Annotated in this window: 15 protein-coding genes; 13 read left to right on the top strand and 2 right to left on the bottom strand. The window is 68.5% G+C overall.

From position 1 onward, the window contains the following. Window positions 1-7 precede the first annotated feature (7 nt). From pgeF to EV647_RS04210, 5 genes are all read left to right on the top strand, one after another. Window positions 8-736, top strand: a complete 729-nt coding sequence (pgeF, locus tag EV647_RS04230; RefSeq protein WP_133998659.1) for a peptidoglycan editing factor PgeF — start codon at window positions 8-10, stop codon at window positions 734-736. Between the two features lie 76 nt (window positions 737-812). Beyond that, window positions 813-1,526 (top strand): YggS family pyridoxal phosphate-dependent enzyme, encoded by a 714-nt coding sequence (locus tag EV647_RS04225; protein ID WP_133998656.1) that lies wholly within the window; start codon window positions 813-815, stop codon window positions 1,524-1,526. A 71-nt stretch (window positions 1,527-1,597) separates the two neighbouring features. Beyond that, window positions 1,598-2,167 carry a cell division protein SepF gene (locus EV647_RS04220; protein ID WP_133998653.1) on the top strand — a complete coding sequence of 190 codons (570 nt, stop codon included), beginning with the start codon at window positions 1,598-1,600 and terminating at the stop codon, window positions 2,165-2,167. A 38-nt stretch (window positions 2,168-2,205) separates the two neighbouring features. Continuing rightward, window positions 2,206-2,511: a YggT family protein gene (locus tag EV647_RS04215; protein WP_130379857.1), complete on the top strand. Its 306-nt coding sequence runs from the start codon at window positions 2,206-2,208 to the stop codon at window positions 2,509-2,511. Window positions 2,512-2,646: 135 nt separating this feature from the next. Continuing rightward, on the top strand, window positions 2,647-3,396 hold the full coding sequence (locus tag EV647_RS04210) for a DivIVA domain-containing protein (RefSeq protein WP_130379855.1): 750 nt from the start codon (window positions 2,647-2,649) through the stop codon (window positions 3,394-3,396). Window positions 3,397-3,509: 113 nt separating this feature from the next. Here EV647_RS04210 and EV647_RS04205 read toward each other — a convergent pair whose 3' ends face one another. Further along, the gene (locus EV647_RS04205) at window positions 3,510-3,965 is read right to left on the bottom strand and encodes a pyridoxamine 5'-phosphate oxidase family protein (protein ID WP_133998650.1); all 456 of its coding nucleotides are present in this window, start codon (window positions 3,963-3,965) and stop codon (window positions 3,510-3,512) included. Window positions 3,966-4,011: 46 nt separating this feature from the next. On the opposite strand from EV647_RS04205, the gene EV647_RS04200 reads away from it, so the two are divergent. Next, window positions 4,012-4,488, top strand: a complete 477-nt coding sequence (locus EV647_RS04200; protein ID WP_133998647.1) for a MarR family winged helix-turn-helix transcriptional regulator — start codon at window positions 4,012-4,014, stop codon at window positions 4,486-4,488. A 143-nt stretch (window positions 4,489-4,631) separates the two neighbouring features. Here the strand turns inward: EV647_RS04200 and ileS are convergent, their stop codons facing one another. Then, the gene (gene ileS, locus EV647_RS04195; protein ID WP_133998644.1) at window positions 4,632-7,790 is read right to left on the bottom strand and encodes an isoleucine--tRNA ligase; all 3,159 of its coding nucleotides are present in this window, start codon (window positions 7,788-7,790) and stop codon (window positions 4,632-4,634) included. 280 nt (window positions 7,791-8,070) lie between these two features. On the opposite strand from ileS, the gene EV647_RS04190 reads away from it, so the two are divergent. The 7 genes from EV647_RS04190 to EV647_RS04160 all read left to right on the top strand — a co-directional run bounded on the left by EV647_RS04190 (window position 8,071) and on the right by EV647_RS04160 (window position 15,198). After that, window positions 8,071-8,346 (top strand): DUF167 domain-containing protein, encoded by a 276-nt coding sequence (locus EV647_RS04190; RefSeq protein WP_133998641.1) that lies wholly within the window; start codon window positions 8,071-8,073, stop codon window positions 8,344-8,346. A 186-nt stretch (window positions 8,347-8,532) separates the two neighbouring features. Next, window positions 8,533-9,219: a TraR/DksA C4-type zinc finger protein gene (locus EV647_RS04185; RefSeq protein WP_133998638.1), complete on the top strand. Its 687-nt coding sequence runs from the start codon at window positions 8,533-8,535 to the stop codon at window positions 9,217-9,219. Then, window positions 9,192-9,803, top strand: a complete 612-nt coding sequence (gene lspA / locus EV647_RS04180) for a signal peptidase II (protein ID WP_133998635.1) — start codon at window positions 9,192-9,194, stop codon at window positions 9,801-9,803. The genes EV647_RS04185 and lspA overlap by 28 nt, the downstream gene beginning before the upstream one ends. A 23-nt stretch (window positions 9,804-9,826) precedes the next feature. Then, window positions 9,827-10,735, top strand: coding sequence for an RluA family pseudouridine synthase (locus EV647_RS04175; protein WP_134001742.1), 909 nt, complete (start codon window positions 9,827-9,829; stop codon window positions 10,733-10,735). Between the two features lie 47 nt (window positions 10,736-10,782). Continuing rightward, window positions 10,783-13,095 carry a LuxR C-terminal-related transcriptional regulator gene (locus EV647_RS04170; protein ID WP_133998632.1) on the top strand — a complete coding sequence of 771 codons (2,313 nt, stop codon included), beginning with the start codon at window positions 10,783-10,785 and terminating at the stop codon, window positions 13,093-13,095. Between the two features lie 106 nt (window positions 13,096-13,201). Next, window positions 13,202-14,872, top strand: coding sequence for a glycoside hydrolase family 13 protein (locus tag EV647_RS04165; protein ID WP_133998629.1), 1,671 nt, complete (start codon window positions 13,202-13,204; stop codon window positions 14,870-14,872). After that, window positions 14,872-15,198, top strand: coding sequence for a hypothetical protein (locus tag EV647_RS04160; protein ID WP_133998626.1), 327 nt, complete (start codon window positions 14,872-14,874; stop codon window positions 15,196-15,198). Before EV647_RS04165 ends, EV647_RS04160 begins: the two co-directional genes overlap by 1 nt. The last annotated feature ends 85 nt before the right edge of the window (window positions 15,199-15,283 follow it).

The following is a 15,283-nucleotide window of genomic DNA, read 5'->3' as shown; positions in this document are numbered from 1 at the left end:
TTCAGTCGTGTTCGGCTACGACGAGGTTCGCCAGGGTGTTCGGTTCGCGTTCACCGACCGCTTCGGCGGCGCCAGCAAACCGCCGTACGGCGAACTGAACCTGGGCAGTGCCTCGGGGCCGGACGTCGATGGGGTGATCGCGAACTTCGGGCTGATCGCGTCCGAGTTCGGGGTGCCCGCGGAGAACGTGGTGCGGGTCAGCCAGGTGCACGGCCGTGACGTGCACGTCGTACGGCCCGGCGACGACCTTCCCACTCGGCCGATGCCGAAGGCCGACGGTCTGGTGACGACGCGATCCGATGTGGTGCTGGCCGTTCGCGCGGCCGACTGCCTACCGGTGCTGCTGTCCGGCGAAGGCGTGATCGGCGCCGCGCACTCCGGCCGCAAGGGCATGTACGTCGGCATCGTCCCGGCGACCGTCGACGCGATGCGGGAGCTCGGCGCCTCGACGATCACCGCCGTCCTCGGACCGTATGCGTGCGGGAACTGCTACGAGGTCCCCGACGAGATGCGGGCCGAGGTCGCGGAGCGGGTGCCGGCGTCGTACTCCGAGACCAGTTGGGGAACGCCCGCGATCGACGTGGCCGCCGGAGTGAAGGCGCAACTGGCCGAGCTCGGTGTCGAGGTGGTCGACGCGACTGCCTGCACGATCGAGTCCGAGAACCTGTACTCGTACCGCCGCGAAGGTCCCGAGAACGGGCGGATGGCGGGCCTGATCAAGTTGGTCGCACCATGACCGAGCGGAGCGAGGGCATCAAAAAGCACAGCGTACTCCGTGTCTCATCCGCGCCCGGAGCGAAGCGAGGACGTGGATGAGCACACGAGCCGACGAGCTTCGCGAGAACCTCGAGCAGGTAGAGGAGCGGATCGAGAAGGCCTGTCAGGCGGCCGGGAGAGCCCGGGACGAGGTCACCCTCGTCGCGATCACCAAGACCTTCCCAGTCAGCGACGTACGGGCGCTCGCGGGCCTCGGGATCCAGGATGTCGGGGAGAACCGCGAGCAGGAGTTGAAGGCGAAGGCGCCGGACTGCCCGGACCTCACCTGGCACTTCGTCGGGCAGTTGCAGTCGAAGAAGTCCCGTTCGATCGCGCGGTACGCATCGGTCGTGCACTCGGTCGACCGGTCGTCACTCGTCGAGGCGCTGTCCAAGGCCGCGGTGGCCGAGGAGAGAACGTTGCGCTGCCTGATCCAGGTGAGCCTTGCGGCGTACGGATCCGCCGACGCGGCAACCGGCGCGAGTCGGGGCGGTGTCGCGCCGGCCGACGTACCGGAACTGGCCGCGGAGATCGCGACGGCCGACGGTCTCGAGCTCGGGGGAGTGATGGCCGTCGCGCCCCTCGGTTCGGACCCCGAGGAGGCCTTCGGTGGACTGCGTGAAGTAGCGTCGCGGCTACGCTCCGAACATCCCGGCGCCGACTGGATCTCGGCCGGGATGACCGGCGATCTGGAGGCCGCGATCAAGCACGGTGCGACACACGTGCGGCTCGGGCGCGCCTTACTCGGTACGCGTCCTCCACTCGGTTAGTGTCGACATCGAGCAGGTTTTTGCTTTCTGCTCACTGTTGTCGTCGAACCGGATCGAGGTGCTGGAGGGCCATGAGCGGCGCACTGCGCAAGATGGGTGTGTACCTCGGCTTGGTCGAGGACGGGGAGCGCTACAACGCGCGGTACGACGACACCTACGACGACGAGTACGACGAGTACGAGGACGAAGCCGTCGACGGGGACTCCCACGAGACCGAGCCGGTACCCGCCGGCCGGGAGAGCCGCGAGCCTCGCACCGAGCCTCAGTTCCAGGGCCGCGAGGACCGTCAGGACCACAGCGGCGCCACGGTCAGCAAGTTCCCAGACCGGCGCGGTGTCGCGTCGTCCCCGGAGGTTACCGAGTTGGCCCGCATCACCACCGTGCACCCGCGCAGCTACAACGAGGCGCGCGTCATCGGTGAGCACTTCCGCGACGGTACGCCCGTCATCATGAACCTGACCGAGATGGACCACTCCGACGCCAAGCGGCTGGTGGACTTCGCGGCCGGCCTGATCTTCTGCTGCCGGGGCTCGATCGAGCGGATCACCACCAAGGTGTTCCTGGTCTGCCCGCCGAACGTGACGGTGGCTGCCGAGGAGAAGGAAAAGATCGCTGCGGACGGGTTCTACAACCAGAGCTGAGGCCGGCGCTTCCGCCGTCTTCTACACTCGTTGTCGACATGGATGCTCTCGCGCTCGTCCTCATCGTTCTGTACTGGGTACTGCTCGCCTTCTTCTTGGTGCTGGTGGCACGGTTCGTACTCAGCCTGATCGTCATGTTCGCTCCGCAGTGGCACCCCAAGGGGCCGCTGCTGCTGTTCTTCGAGCTGATCTACTCGATCACCGACCCGTTCCTGAAGCCGCTGCGGCGGATCCTGCCCCCGATCGGGGCCGGTGGAATCCGGATCGACCTGTCGATGCTGATGCTGTTCGTCATGGTGTCGGTGGCGATGGCGATCAACTCGACGGCCCTTCGATCGTTGTGAGGGTGAGGACCGCGAAGACTGGGTAGATAGAGCCCGGATTCCGTCATAAGACAACGAAGCGATAACGTGATCTACTGAGTCGCCAAGGCGAGGGCCACGGGGACTCCGCCAAGACACAGACAAACGAGGTGAAAGATGCCGCTGACGCCGGATGACGTCCGCTCGAAGCAGTTCACGCCCGTCCGACTACGGGAGGGCTACGACGTCACAGAGGTCGACTCCTTCCTCGACGAGGTGGAAGCCGAGCTCGAGCGACTTCTCGCCGAGAACGAGGAGCTGCGGGCCAAGCTCGCGGCGGCTCAGCGCGCTGGTGCTGACCAGCAGCGCCCGGTCGACCAGACCGCCGCGCTGCCGCCAGTCGTGCAGCAGCCGAAGCCCCCGGTCGTGGTCGAGAAGCCCGAGGAGAAGCCGCCGGTGGTGGCCGCTCCGACCGCGGCTGCGGCGGCCGGCACTGTCGGTGACGCCTCCAGCTCCGCAGTGCGGCTGCTGGAGATGGCCACCAAGCACTCCGACGACCTGGTCCAGGAGGCGAAGGACACCGCCGACAAGATCATCGGCGAGGCCCGCGCCAAGGCGGAGCGCCTGGAGAACGAGGCCCGCGGCAAGGCCGACCGGATGACCGGTGAGGCCCGCGCCCGCGCCGAGAAGCTCGACGGCGAGATCGCCGAGCGCCGCGCGCAGATGCTCGGCACGCTGGAGAAGCAGAAGGGTCAGCTCGAGCGCACGATCGACGACCTGCACGCTTACGAGCGTGAGTACCGCAGCCGCCTGAAGACGTACTTCACCGAGCAGCTGAAGGCGCTCGGCAACGGCGACGACACGCTCAGCCCGCGCAACGGCTTCCGGCCGGAGGCGCGTGCGCAGGCGCACGGTCACGGCGTCTGAACAAGACGTAGTCACTGGGTTTGTTTGTTGAAGGGGCGGTGCTTTCCGGCAGCACCGCCTCTTCGCCATGTCTGGCCACCTCTGACACAGGGTCCTTCATCGGTGACTCGGAGTCAGGGCCAGACCGGTGGAACCTTCCGGCCGCTGAGTGTCTCGACATCAGCAAGCCGCAGCCGGTACGGCGTAAGCCGCAGGAGTGAGGGTGATTCCCCGTTCGGTCCGTCGGGGAACACACTCCAGAAGTCGTAGCCGAGTGGTGCGGGAGCGTCCCGGTACAGCTCCCACACTCGTTGCCGGGTCGCCCCATCCGTGACCCACTCCGCCTCGCAGTCCGCGACGGCCACCTCATGACCGGGCTCCCAGTAGCTACAGCTGACATACGAGCTGTGCGCCAGGTGCCGCACCTTCACCGGCGTCGCGCGCGTGACGATCCAGCCGGCCAGTTCGTCGTACAGCTCCCAGATCGGGTGCAGGATGCGGGTCCGCGGCCGATTGTCCGGCCCGACCGTGGCCACCGTGCACCAGACGATCCGGTGCGCTCTGTCCAGGAACTCCTTTTGCACAACCATGGTTGTAGATTAGCCGATACACAACCCCGGTTGTATATTTCGGGTCATGGAGTTCGATCCCGCTGACGCGGACCTGTCCTTGGCATCGTTGTTCGCCGGCTGGGCGCTGGCCGACGAGCTGCAGCGACGACTTGGGGGCGAGGGGTTCGCGGACTCACGCTTCGCGGATGGGGTGGTGTTCCAGCATCTGGTCGGGGGGCCGGTGACGATCAGCACACTCGCGGAGAAGCTGGGCGTGACCCAGCAGGCTGCCTCGAAGTCGGTCGCCGACCTCCAGAGCCGCGGCTACGTCAGCCGCCGGCCCGACCCGGCCGATGCTCGCGCGCGCATCGTCGTACTGACCGATCGCGGCCAAGCCGTGATCGCAGCCGCCCGCAAACACCGTGCGGCTCTGGACGCGGAGGTTCGTCAGACTCTGGGGGACGACCGGGTCGAGGAGGCGCGGTTGCTGCTCGTCGACCTGATCGACCAGCTCGGCGCGAGCCCGTCATTGCGCGCCCGCGCCGTACGCCCGCCGCGTTGACCTGGCGGATGTCGGGGCTTGCCCCTTCAAATGGAGGGTTGCCGCCCGAAATTCTGAGTGGGCAACCCTCCATCTCGATGGGCAACCCCTCATTTGCTGGGTCTGCCAGGCAAATGCGGAGAGCGGGGACGGGGTGGTGGGGGTCAGGCTTTGGTGAGCCAGTAGGTGAGTTGGAGGTCCTCTTCGGTGCCTTCGGCAACGTCGACGACCGTGTCGAGGGGCGCCGTCTGGGTGAGCTCGACGGCGAGGACCTCGCGGGCGATCTCGTCGGCGTGCTTGCCGAGGGCATCGGTCAGCTCGGCGTCGGTCGAGGTCAGCCAGACCTTGATCCGGTCCGACACCTCGAGGCCGGCGTTCTTCCGGGCCTCCTGCAGAGTGCGGACCACCTCGCGCGCCAGGCCGGCCTGCTTCAGCTCCGGCGTGACTTCGAGGTCGAGGGCAACGGTCTCGCCCTGCTCGTTGACCACCGACCAGCCTTCCTTCGGCCGCTCGGAGACCAGGACCTCGGCCTCGCCCACCTGGACGTCCTCGCCGTCGACCACGACAGTCGCCGTACCCGACTCCTTCAATGCGGCGGCCAGCGCGCCCGCGTCGGCGGCGGCGATCGCCGCCGCGACCACCGGGGTCTGCTTGGCGAACCGCTTGCCGAGCTCCCGGAAGTTGCCCTTCGCGGAGAACTCGACCAGGTCCGCGCCCGCCGAGGACAGCGGCGCGACCGTGCCCACGTTGAGCTCGTCTGCGATCTCCCGCAGCAGCTCGGGGGAGAGGTCGGCGATCGCGGCCGACCCGACCAGTGCGCGGGCCAGCGGCTGCCGCGTCTTCACCTTCGCCTCGGCGCGCGCCGACCGGCCGAGCTCGACGACCCGGCGCGCCATCGACACGTGCTGCGCCAGTACGTCGTCGATCAGCGTCTCGTCGTACGTCGGGAAGCTCGTCAGGTGCACCGACTCGGGCAGACCGGACGTGACCGGGCGGAACACGTCCTGCCAGACCCGCTCGGTGACGAACGGCGTCAGCGGCGCCATCACCCGGGTGAGGACCTCGAGCGTCTCGTGCAAGGTGGCCAGCGCGCTGGCGTCACCGGCCCAGAACCGGCGGCGCGAGCGGCGGACGTACCAGTTCGAGAGCACGTCGACGAACGAGTTGATCAGCTGACCGAGCCGCTGCGTGTCGTAGGCCTCGTACGCCTCGTCGGTGTCCCGAACCAGCCGGTGCGTCTCGCTGACCAGCCAGCGGTCCAGCACCGAGCGATCCGCGACCGCCGGGGCGTCCGCAGGCGACCAGTCCGCCAGCCGGGCATACAGCGCGTGGAACGCGACCGTGTTCCAGTAGGTGAGCAGCACCTTCCGGACGATCTCGTTCAGCACGTTCGGCCCGATGCCGCGCGCCTTCCACGGCGACCCGGACGCGGCCATGAACCAGCGCACCGCGTCCGCGCTGTGGTCGTCCATCAGCGGGATCGGCTCGAGGATGTTGCCCAGGTGCTTGGACATCTTCCGGCCGTCCTCGGCGAGGATGTGCCCGAGGCAGACGACGTTGCGGTACGACGACTCGTCGAACACCAGCGTGCCGACGGCCATCAGCGTGTAGAACCAGCCACGCGTCTGGTCGATCGCCTCGGAGATGAAGTCCGCCGGGTAGGTCTCCGCGAACTTTTCCTTCGACCCCTCCGCCCACGGGTATCCCCACTGCGCGAACGGCATCGAGCCCGAGTCGTACCAGGCGTCGATCACCTCCGGCACGCGGCGCGCCTCGGCGCCACAGGTGGGGCAGTCGAACGTGATGTCGTCGACGTACGGCCGGTGCGGGTCGGTCGCGCTCAGGTCGCGGCCGGCCAGTTCACCGAGCTCCGCCAGCGATCCGACGCACACCTGGTGGTCCTCACCGCAGCGCCAGATCGGCAGCGGCGTACCCCAGTAGCGCGAGCGGGAGACGGCCCAGTCGATGTTGTTGCGCAGCCAGTCGCCGTACCGGCCCCACTTGACCGAGTCCGGGTACCAGTTGGTCTTCTCGTTCTCGCGGAGCAGGGCGTCCTTCACCTGGGTGGTGCGGATGTACCAGGACGGGAGCGCGTAGTACATGACCGGGGTGTGGCAGCGCCAGCAGTGCGGGTACGGGTGCTCGTACGGCACGTGCTTGAACAGCAGGCCGCGGTCCTTCAGGTCCTTGACCAGGTCCTCGTCGGCCTTCTTGAAGAACTGCCCGCCGACCAGCGGTACGTCGGCGTTGAAGTGACCCGTGGTGTCCACCGGGTTCACCACCGGCAAGTTGTACGCGCGGCCCACCGCGAGGTCGTCCGCGCCGAACGCGGGAGACTGGTGCACCAGACCGGTGCCGTCCTCGGTGGTGACGTAGTCCGCCAGTACGACGAAGTGCGCCGGCTCGTCGAACGGTACGAGCTCGAACGGCCGCTGGTACGTCCACCGCTCCATCTCGCGACCGCCGTACTCACCGGTGACCGTCCAGCCCTCGCCGAGTCGGTCCAGCAGCGGCTTGGCGACAACCAGCGACTCCGTGCCGTCGGTGGCGACGACGTACTCGACCTCTGGGTGTACGGCGACCGCGGTGTTCGAAACGAGTGTCCACGGGGTCGTCGTCCAGACCAGCAGCGACGCCTGGCCGGCCAGCGGGCCGGAGGTGAGCGGGAAGCGGACGTAGACCGACGGGTCGACGACGGTCTCGTACCCCTGGGCGAGCTCGTGGTCGGACAGACCGGTGCCACAGCGCGGGCAGTACGGCGTGATCCGGTAGTCCTCGACCAGCAGGCCCTTGTCGTGGATCTGCTTGAGCGACCACCAGACCGACTGGACGTATTCCGGGTCCATCGTCTTGTACGGGTGCTCGAGATCCACCCAGTAGCCCATTCGGGTGGTGAGCTCGTTGAACGCGTCGACGTGCCGCAGCACGGACTCGCGGCACTTGGCGTTGAACTCGGCGATGCCGTAGGCCTCGATGTCGGGCTTGCCGTTGAAGCCGAGCTCCTTCTCGACCGCGACCTCGACCGGGAGGCCGTGGCAGTCCCAGCCGGCCTTGCGCTCGACCCAGAACCCCTTCATGGTCCGGTAGCGCGGGAACACGTCCTTGAAGACGCGGGCCTCGATGTGGTGGGTGCCGGGCATGCCGTTCGCGGTCGGCGGGCCCTCGTAGAACGTCCAGGGCTGACCGCCGACGGATTGCTCGAGGCTCTTGGCGAAGGTGTCGTGCTCGTCCCAGAGGGTGAGCACCTCGCGCTCGAGCGCGGGGAAGTCGACCTGGGCGGGAACCTGCCGCCACGGGGTACCAGGGTGATGCGCTTCCGCCATCTTTCTGCGTCCTTCGTCCGTGCCTGCTGACTGGACGAGGGACGAAGTGCCGGGCCTGTCGCCTGGCTACCGCGCGGTACCACCCTCCTTGGCGACCGAAAGTCCGGTCACCCACTTCCTTGACGACACGCTGCCGGTTCTAATAGGTCCCTACGGACTGTTCTTCCGGCGGCTCCGGGGTGATGGCCCCATCACTGCCTTGCGGTTCGCGGTCATCAGTGTACGGCGTCGTACCGGGTGACTACGAATCGTTAATCAGTGGTCGGGTGAGAATTCTGGTATGAGAATTCTGCTGCGGGTGAAGCCGGGGGCTTCCAGGACCGCGGTCGGCGGCCGGTACGACGGTCCGTCCGGGCCGGCGCTGGTGGTCGCGGTGGCAGCCCGGGCGGTGGAGGGACAGGCGACGAAGGCTGTCCTGACGGCGGTCGCTGCGGAGTTCGGCGTACGGCGTTCCGCGGTGACCTTGGTACGTGGTGCGACCAGCAGGGACAAGCTGGTCGAGGTAGAGGGGGAGGCGAACGGCATCCGGGCACAGCTCGAACTTTTGCTGGGCTGACCTGGGATCGTTACGGACAGTGATGTCCGCAATGTGGTTGTGACGCGCGGAACATCGAGCGGACTTGAAGAACCGACTACCGTATGTCCACGGTCTGCGCGTCGGACTGGCACGCGGTGTTCGCGTGGCCTACTGTCTTGCGACCAGTCCGCTTCAGTCTCCGACGGAAGGCAGGGGGTAGCTGACATGGCTACATCGGCACGGAAGAAGTCCGCCCCCCAACGTTCTGCCGCGGCCAAGAAGAGCGCCGCCGGCAAGCAGTCCGAACCGGTCCAGAAGACGACGGCTCGCAACGGTGCGGCGAAGACCTCGCCGGCCAAGAAGACCTCCGCGGTGAAGAAGTCGTCATCGACCACCGCGGCCAAGAAGACAGCGGCTAAGACCCCTGCCAAGAAAGCTCCGACGAAGAGGGTGGCCATGAAGACGAACGAGAACAGGACACCGGCGACGGCGCCGGCGAAGTCCGCAGCACACACGGCCGAGACCTTCAAGGTGAAGCCGGGCGAAGACCCGTGGACCGCGGCCGAGCTGGCCGAGCTGCGCGCGGAGCTGGAGGGTGAGGTCGAGCACCTCAAGCAGGAGATCAAGGACGCCGAGCAGGAGATCGCGGGCCTGTTCCGGGACGGCAGCGACGGCGCCGGCAACGACCAGGCGGACGTCGGCTCCACCACCCTCGAGCGGTACCACGAGCTGACGCTGGCCAACAACGCCCGCGACATGCTGAACCAGATCGAGTTCGCGCTGACCCGGATCGACGACGGCACGTACGGCGTCTGCGACAACTGCGGCAACGCGATCGGCAAGGGTCGGCTGCAGGCGTTCCCGCGTGCGACACTGTGCGTCTCATGCAAAGAACGCCAGGAACGCCGCTGAACGACACCGCCTCGTCCTACCAGGCGGGGACCCCAGACACCCCGGAACCGGCCGACACCCCCTCGGCCGGTTCTCCGTCGTCGCCGGCCGGTCACTCGTGGAAGTGGACTGTGGTGTTTGGCGGGGTTGGGTTGCTGGTCTTGTTGTTGGATCAGGTGACCAAGGCGATTGCGCTGGCGCAGTTGACGCCGGGGGAGCCGGTGAACGTGGTCGGTTCGCTGCTCAAGTTCAACCTGATCCGGAACTCCGGCGCCGCGTTCAGCCTCGGTGCCGGCTACACGCCGTACATCGCCGCGATCCAGATCACCGTGGCGCTCGGGGTGGTCTACCTGTCCCGCAAGCTCGGGTCGGCGGGCTGGGCGGTCGCGTTCGGCCTGCTCTTCGGCGGTGCGGTCGGGAACATCCTGGACCGGATCTTCCGGGAACCGTCGCCGTTCCACGGGCACGTGGTCGACTTCCTGCAGACCCCGCACTGGGCGATCTTCAACGTCGCGGACATGGCGGTGACGTCGGCCGCCGTACTGCTGGTGATCCAGACGCTGCGCGGGATCAAACTCGACGGGACCAGGGAGCACCGGCAGTGACATCAGGGAGCTCCCGGACCGTGATGGTGCCCGACGGTCTCGCGGGGGAGCGCCTGGACGCTGCCCTGTCCCGGCTGTTCGGTGTCTCCCGGACGAAGGCCGCCGAGCTGATCGAATCCGGCCTGGTCCAGGTCGACGGGGCCACCGCGCCGAAGTCGTCCCGGGTCGCGGCCGGCGTCCTGCTCGACGTCGAGCTGCCGGCACCCCCGTCCGGGGTGACCGTCGTACCGGAGACCGTCGACAACCTGCGGATCGTGTACGACGACGACGAGATCGTCGTCGTGGACAAGCCGGTCGGTGTCGCCGCGCACCCGTCGCCCGGATGGACCGGCCCGACCGTGATCGGGCACCTGGCCGGAGCGGGCTTCAACATTTCCACGAGCGGCGCGGCCGAGCGCAAGGGCATCGTGCACCGGTTGGACGTCGGCACGTCCGGGCTGATGGTGGTCGCGAAGACGGAGTACGCGTACACCGTCCTGAAGCGCGCCTTCAAGGAGCGCACGGTCAAGAAGATCTACCACGCACTCGTGCAGGGTCATCCCGACCCGTTCACCGGCACGGTCGACGCGCCGATCGACCGGCACCCGCACCACGACTACAAGTTCGGCGTGGTGGCCGGCGGGAAGCCGAGCATCACGCACTACGAGACCCTCGAGGCGTTCCGGTACGGCACCCTCCTGGAGATCACCCTGGAGACCGGCCGCACCCACCAGATCCGCGTCCACATGTCCGCGATCGGCCACCCGTGCTGCGGCGACCTGACGTACGGCGCCGACCCGGTCCTCGCCGAACGCCTCGGCCTCACCCGCCAGTGGCTGCACGCGATGCGCCTGGGCTTCACCCACCCCGGCACAGGCGAGTACGTCGAGTTCACCTCGAAGTACCCCGAAGACCTCGACCACGCGCTCGATCTCCTCGTCGACGCGCAGTAGCCGCGTCGAGCGGCAGAGATCCGGCCGGACCTGGCCTACGCTGAGGCATGGCCGAGTCCAAGGTCACGGGGACGGCTCGTGGGCGGCTTCCGGCCGAGCTGACGAGTTTCGTCGGGCGGCGTCGCGAGCTGACTGCCACCAGGCGACTGTTGTCGAGCAGCCGGCTGCTGACCCTGACCGGTTCCGGTGGGGTCGGCAAGACCCGCCTGGCGCTCCGGATGGCCACGGAGGTACGGCGTACCTTCGCCGACGGCGTCTGGTTCGTCGAACTCGCCGCGCTGCACGACGCCGGTCTGCTCGGGCTCACGCTGGCGAACGCGCTCGAGCTGAGTCAGGTCTCGGCCAATCCGACCGCGGATCTCGCGGAGTACCTGGAGGACAAGCACCTGCTGCTGGTGCTCGACAACTGTGAGCAGGTCGCGGAGGCGTGCGCCGTGATCGTCAGCAAGCTGCTCGCGGCCGCACCCCAGCTTCGGATTCTCGCCACCAGCCGGCATGTGCTCGGAGTGGAAGGCGAGCAGGTCCTGTCGGTTCCTCCGTTGTCGACGCCACCCGGCGAGGCCCCGGCCGCCGACGCCGACCAGTACGAGTCACTGGTTCTCTTCGCGGATCGGGTCCGTGCGGTACTGCCCGAATTCGTGATCGACGAGACCAATCGGGCTCAGGTGATCGAGGTGTGCCGGCGGCTGGACGGCGTACCGCTGGCGCTGGAGCTCGCGGCGGTCTGGATGCGGACCTTGTCGCTGCCGCAGATCATCGATCGACTCGAGGACCGCTTCCGATTGCTCACGAGCGGGCGCCCGGCCGGGCCGCCGAGGCAACAGGCACTGGACGCTGCCGTCGGCTGGAGCTACGACCTGTGCTCGCCGGCGGAGCGGATGCTCTGGGATCGGTTGTCGGTCTTCTCCGGCGGATTCGACCTGGAGGGCGCGGAGGAGGTCTGCTCGGGTGACGGCATCGACCGCGACGACGTGCTCGGCCTGGTCGCCGGCCTGTTGAACAAGTCGATCATCACCCGCCGAACGGCCGGTGCGCACCCGACCGCCTGGTACGAGATGCTCACGACGATCGGCCACTACGGCCGCCTGCGGCTGGCCGACCGGACTCGCGAGTACCGGCTCCGGCACCGCGATCACTACCGCACCCTGGCCGCGCAATGGGAGACGGACTGCTTCAGCCCGCGGCAGGGCGACTGGTACCTGCGGATGCGTCGCGAGCGCGACAATGTGCGGGCCGCGCTGGACTTCTGCCTGGCCGAGCCGGGCGAGGGTCCGGCCGCGCTGGAGATCGCGGCCCCGATCTGGAACTTCTGGTTCGCCGGTTTCCTGCGCGAGGGCCACCGCTATCTGACCCGCGCGCTCGATGCCGCGCCGGAGCAGACACCGGTCCGGGCGCTGGGGTTGTGGGCGGGCAGCTACCTCGCGATGTTCCTCGGCGAGGCGGAGCAGCTCGGCCGGTTGCTGACCGAGTGCGAGGAGCTCGCCGAGCGGTACGACGACGATCGGCTGCGGGCCCGGATCGCGGAGGTGTCGGGGCACGCGGCGATCTACCAGGGTGATCTGGCCGGAGCCATCGATCGCCTGGGGCCGGCACTGGCCGGCTATCGCGCCGTGGGGGACGCGCTCGGTGAGTTCGACGTCTTGATCCTGTTGTCCGCGGCAACGTTCTTCCTGGGGGATCCGCGGGTCGCGGAGTTCAGCCAGGCGGCGTACGACCTGGCCGAGGCCCATGGCGCCGAGTCGTCGAAGGCGTACGCGCTGTGGAGCGTCGGGATCGTGCAATGGCGCGATCACGACCAGATCGCGGCGGCGACGCGGTCGCTGCGGGACGCGATCCGGTTGTGGCAGCCGCTCAACGACCGCACCGGGATCGGCTTCTGCGTGCAGGCGCTGTCCTGGTGCGGCGGGTCCGCGGCGCCGGACGAGAACGCGGCTCGCCTGATGGGGGCCTCGCGGGCGGTGTGGCGGTCCAGCGGTGCGCATGTCGACGAGACCACGCCGTACAGCCAGTTCGACGACCGGACCGAGGCGCGGATCCGGAGCGCGATCGGCGACGCAGCGTTCGAGAGTGCGTTCGCGCGGGGCGCGGCGTACTCCTTCGAGCAGGCCGTCGCGCTGGCGCTGGGGGAGGAGGCCGAGTCCGCCCGGACGGCGAAGCAGGGGATGGCAGGGCGGCTGACGCGCCGCGAGTACGAGATCGCGGGGCTGATCGGTGAGGGGCTGAGCAACCGGGAGATCGCCGCTCGCCTGGTCATCTCCCAGCGCACCGCCGAGACCCACGTCGAGCACATTCTCAGCAAGCTCGGCTTCACCTCCCGCGCGCAGGTCGGGCGCTGGCTCGCCGAACACCCCGACCGGTAGAGCGCTCTCTCCGTACCGAAATACGTAGGTGTCCCGATGCCTTCGGTGTCCGGCCTGGCAATCCTTGCTGACAACGTTGCCCCTCACACCGTTGCCGAGGTCCTGGATGTCTGCCGAGACGAGTCGCCCACCGCTGAACTGGTGGCGAAGCGCCGTGGTCTACCAGGTCTACGTGCGCAGTTTCGCGGACTCCGACGGTGACGGTATCGGCGATCTGGACGGCGTCCGGTCCCGCTTGCCGTACCTGCGCAGCCTCGGCGTCGACGGGCTGTGGCTGAACCCTTTCTACCCGTCACCGCTGCACGACCACGGGTACGACGTCTCGGACTATCGCGGCGTCCACCCGGACTACGGAACGCTGGACTCCTTCGACCGGCTGGTCCGCGACGCCCATCGCCTCGGCCTCAAGGTGATCATCGACGTCGTCCCGAACCACTGCTCGATCGAGCACCACTGGTTCCGGGCGGCGCTCGCGGCCGGTCCCGGGAGCCCGGAGCGGGACCGCTTTCACTTTGCCGAAGGCAGGAACGAGCACAGCGCGGACGGCCGGGGCGACGAGCCGCCGAACAACTGGCGGTCGATCTTCGGTGGGTCCGCGTGGCAGCGGGTCCCCGACGGCCAGTGGTACCTGCACACGTTCGCCGCCGAGCAGCCCGACTTCAATTGGCGGCATCCCGAGGTCGCGTCGTACTTCGAAGGGGTGCTGCGCTTCTGGCTCGACCGGGGTGTCGACGGGCTGCGGATCGACGTGGCGCACGGGCTGCACAAGGCCGAAGGGTTGCCGGACCACGAGCACGCGGATCACGACGAGCTCACCGGTGACCCGATCAACCCGCATGCCTGGAACCAGCCCGAGGTGCACGATGTCTGGCGCGGCTGGCGAGCCGTCGCGGAGGAGTACACGCAGCGGACCGGCCGCGAACGGGTCCTGGTCGGTGAGGTCGGCGTGCTCGACACCCACCAGCTCGCGCAGTACCAGCGTCCGGACGAGCTGCACCAGACCTTCTTCTTCGAGTTCCTGCGCGCCGATTGGGACGAGCCTTCGCTGTACGGCGTGATCGAGCGGGGCCTGCGGACGATCGCCGGGTCCGGATCCTCCGTCGCCTGGGTGCTGAACAACCACGACATGCCGCGGTCGGTCACCCGGTATGCCGGAGGTGCACCGGGCGCCGGACCCGGCGATCTCGACCTCGGGCTGGACCGGGCCCGAGCCGCCGCGTTGCTGATGCTCGCGCTGCCGGGGTCGGCGTACCTCTATCAAGGTGAGGAGCTGGGCCTGCCGGAGGTCACCGATCTGCCGGACCATGTGCTGACCGACCCGATGTTCCACCGCACAGGTGGCGTACGGCGCGGGCGGGACGGGTGCCGGGTCCCGCTGCCGTGGACCGCGGACCACGATGTGTTCGGCTTCTCGCCGGACGGCTCGGCCGGTACGACGTGGTTGCCGCAGCCCGGCTGGTTCGCGGAGCACGCGGTGGACCGGATGCTCGACCGCGGCGACTCGATGCTGCACCTGTACCGGGAGGCGCTCGCTCTGCGCCACCGCCTCCCCGCACTCCGGTCGGACGACTTCCGGTGGCTTCCGACCGAGCCCGGCGTACTGGCGTTCACCCGGGGCGACGGCTTCGCCTGCGTCGTCAACTGCTCGCCCAAGCCCGTCTGCAACCCGGTCGACGGCCCACTGCTCCTCGCCAGCGACGCCGCTGTGCTCGACGGTGCCGGCGAGAAGCTCCCCCCGAACACCGCCGCCTGGGTCCTGCTCGAGGCGGAACGCTGATGGACAGCTGTACGCGCCCACTGCTGCTCGGCTACATCCGTGCACACGTGCTCATGACGGCCGACGAGATCGACGCGGCCAGGGTGAGCCTGGCGGCCTTCGCGCTGGCTGAAGGATTCGCCCTCGGCACCGTCTACCTCGAACGTCCGGCCACTGCTCCGGCGGCGTTCGAGGCGCTGCTCGACGAGGTGCGGCGCGACAACGACGTCTGGGCGGTGGTGGTGCCGACCGCACACCACCTGACCGACGGCGGGCTCCGAACAATGAGAAACAACCTCGAGCACCACGGAGCGGTGCACCTGATGGTCGCGGCGGCGGCCCCCTGAACCGGCTGACCTGGCGTCCTTGAGACCCCTGCTCGACGCCAGGTCGGCCGCTCCACCTCCGGTTCGCGGCGCCCGGATAGCGGGC

It is taken from the genome of Kribbella sp. VKM Ac-2566 (genome assembly GCF_004366005.1).
GTDB lineage: Bacteria > Actinomycetota > Actinomycetes > Propionibacteriales > Kribbellaceae > Kribbella > Kribbella pratensis.
The sequence above is the reverse complement of the archived record's forward strand: the minus strand, read 5'-3'. Positions and strand labels throughout refer to the sequence as shown.

Bases quoted from the DNA above. Each gene is read 5' to 3' on its own strand.
- EV647_RS04225 (WP_133998656.1), top strand. From the start codon at position 813: ATGAGCACACGAGCCGACGAGCTTCGCGAGAACCTCGAGCAGGTAGAG.
- EV647_RS04220 (WP_133998653.1), top strand. From the start codon at position 1,598: ATGAGCGGCGCACTGCGCAAGATGGGTGTGTACCTCGGCTTGGTCGAG.
- EV647_RS04215 (WP_130379857.1), top strand. From the start codon at position 2,206: ATGGATGCTCTCGCGCTCGTCCTCATCGTTCTGTACTGGGTACTGCTC.
- EV647_RS04210 (WP_130379855.1), top strand. From the start codon at position 2,647: ATGCCGCTGACGCCGGATGACGTCCGCTCGAAGCAGTTCACGCCCGTC.
- EV647_RS04205 (WP_133998650.1), bottom strand. From the start codon at position 3,965: ATGGTTGTGCAAAAGGAGTTCCTGGACAGAGCGCACCGGATCGTCTGG.
- EV647_RS04200 (WP_133998647.1), top strand. From the start codon at position 4,012: ATGGAGTTCGATCCCGCTGACGCGGACCTGTCCTTGGCATCGTTGTTC.
- ileS (WP_133998644.1), bottom strand. From the start codon at position 7,790: ATGGCGGAAGCGCATCACCCTGGTACCCCGTGGCGGCAGGTTCCCGCC.
- EV647_RS04190 (WP_133998641.1), top strand. From the start codon at position 8,071: ATGAGAATTCTGCTGCGGGTGAAGCCGGGGGCTTCCAGGACCGCGGTC.
- EV647_RS04185 (WP_133998638.1), top strand. From the start codon at position 8,533: ATGGCTACATCGGCACGGAAGAAGTCCGCCCCCCAACGTTCTGCCGCG.
- lspA (WP_133998635.1), top strand. From the start codon at position 9,192: ATGCAAAGAACGCCAGGAACGCCGCTGAACGACACCGCCTCGTCCTAC.
- EV647_RS04175 (WP_134001742.1), top strand. From the start codon at position 9,827: ATGGTGCCCGACGGTCTCGCGGGGGAGCGCCTGGACGCTGCCCTGTCC.
- EV647_RS04170 (WP_133998632.1), top strand. From the start codon at position 10,783: ATGGCCGAGTCCAAGGTCACGGGGACGGCTCGTGGGCGGCTTCCGGCC.
- EV647_RS04165 (WP_133998629.1), top strand. From the start codon at position 13,202: ATGTCTGCCGAGACGAGTCGCCCACCGCTGAACTGGTGGCGAAGCGCC.
- EV647_RS04160 (WP_133998626.1), top strand. From the start codon at position 14,872: ATGGACAGCTGTACGCGCCCACTGCTGCTCGGCTACATCCGTGCACAC.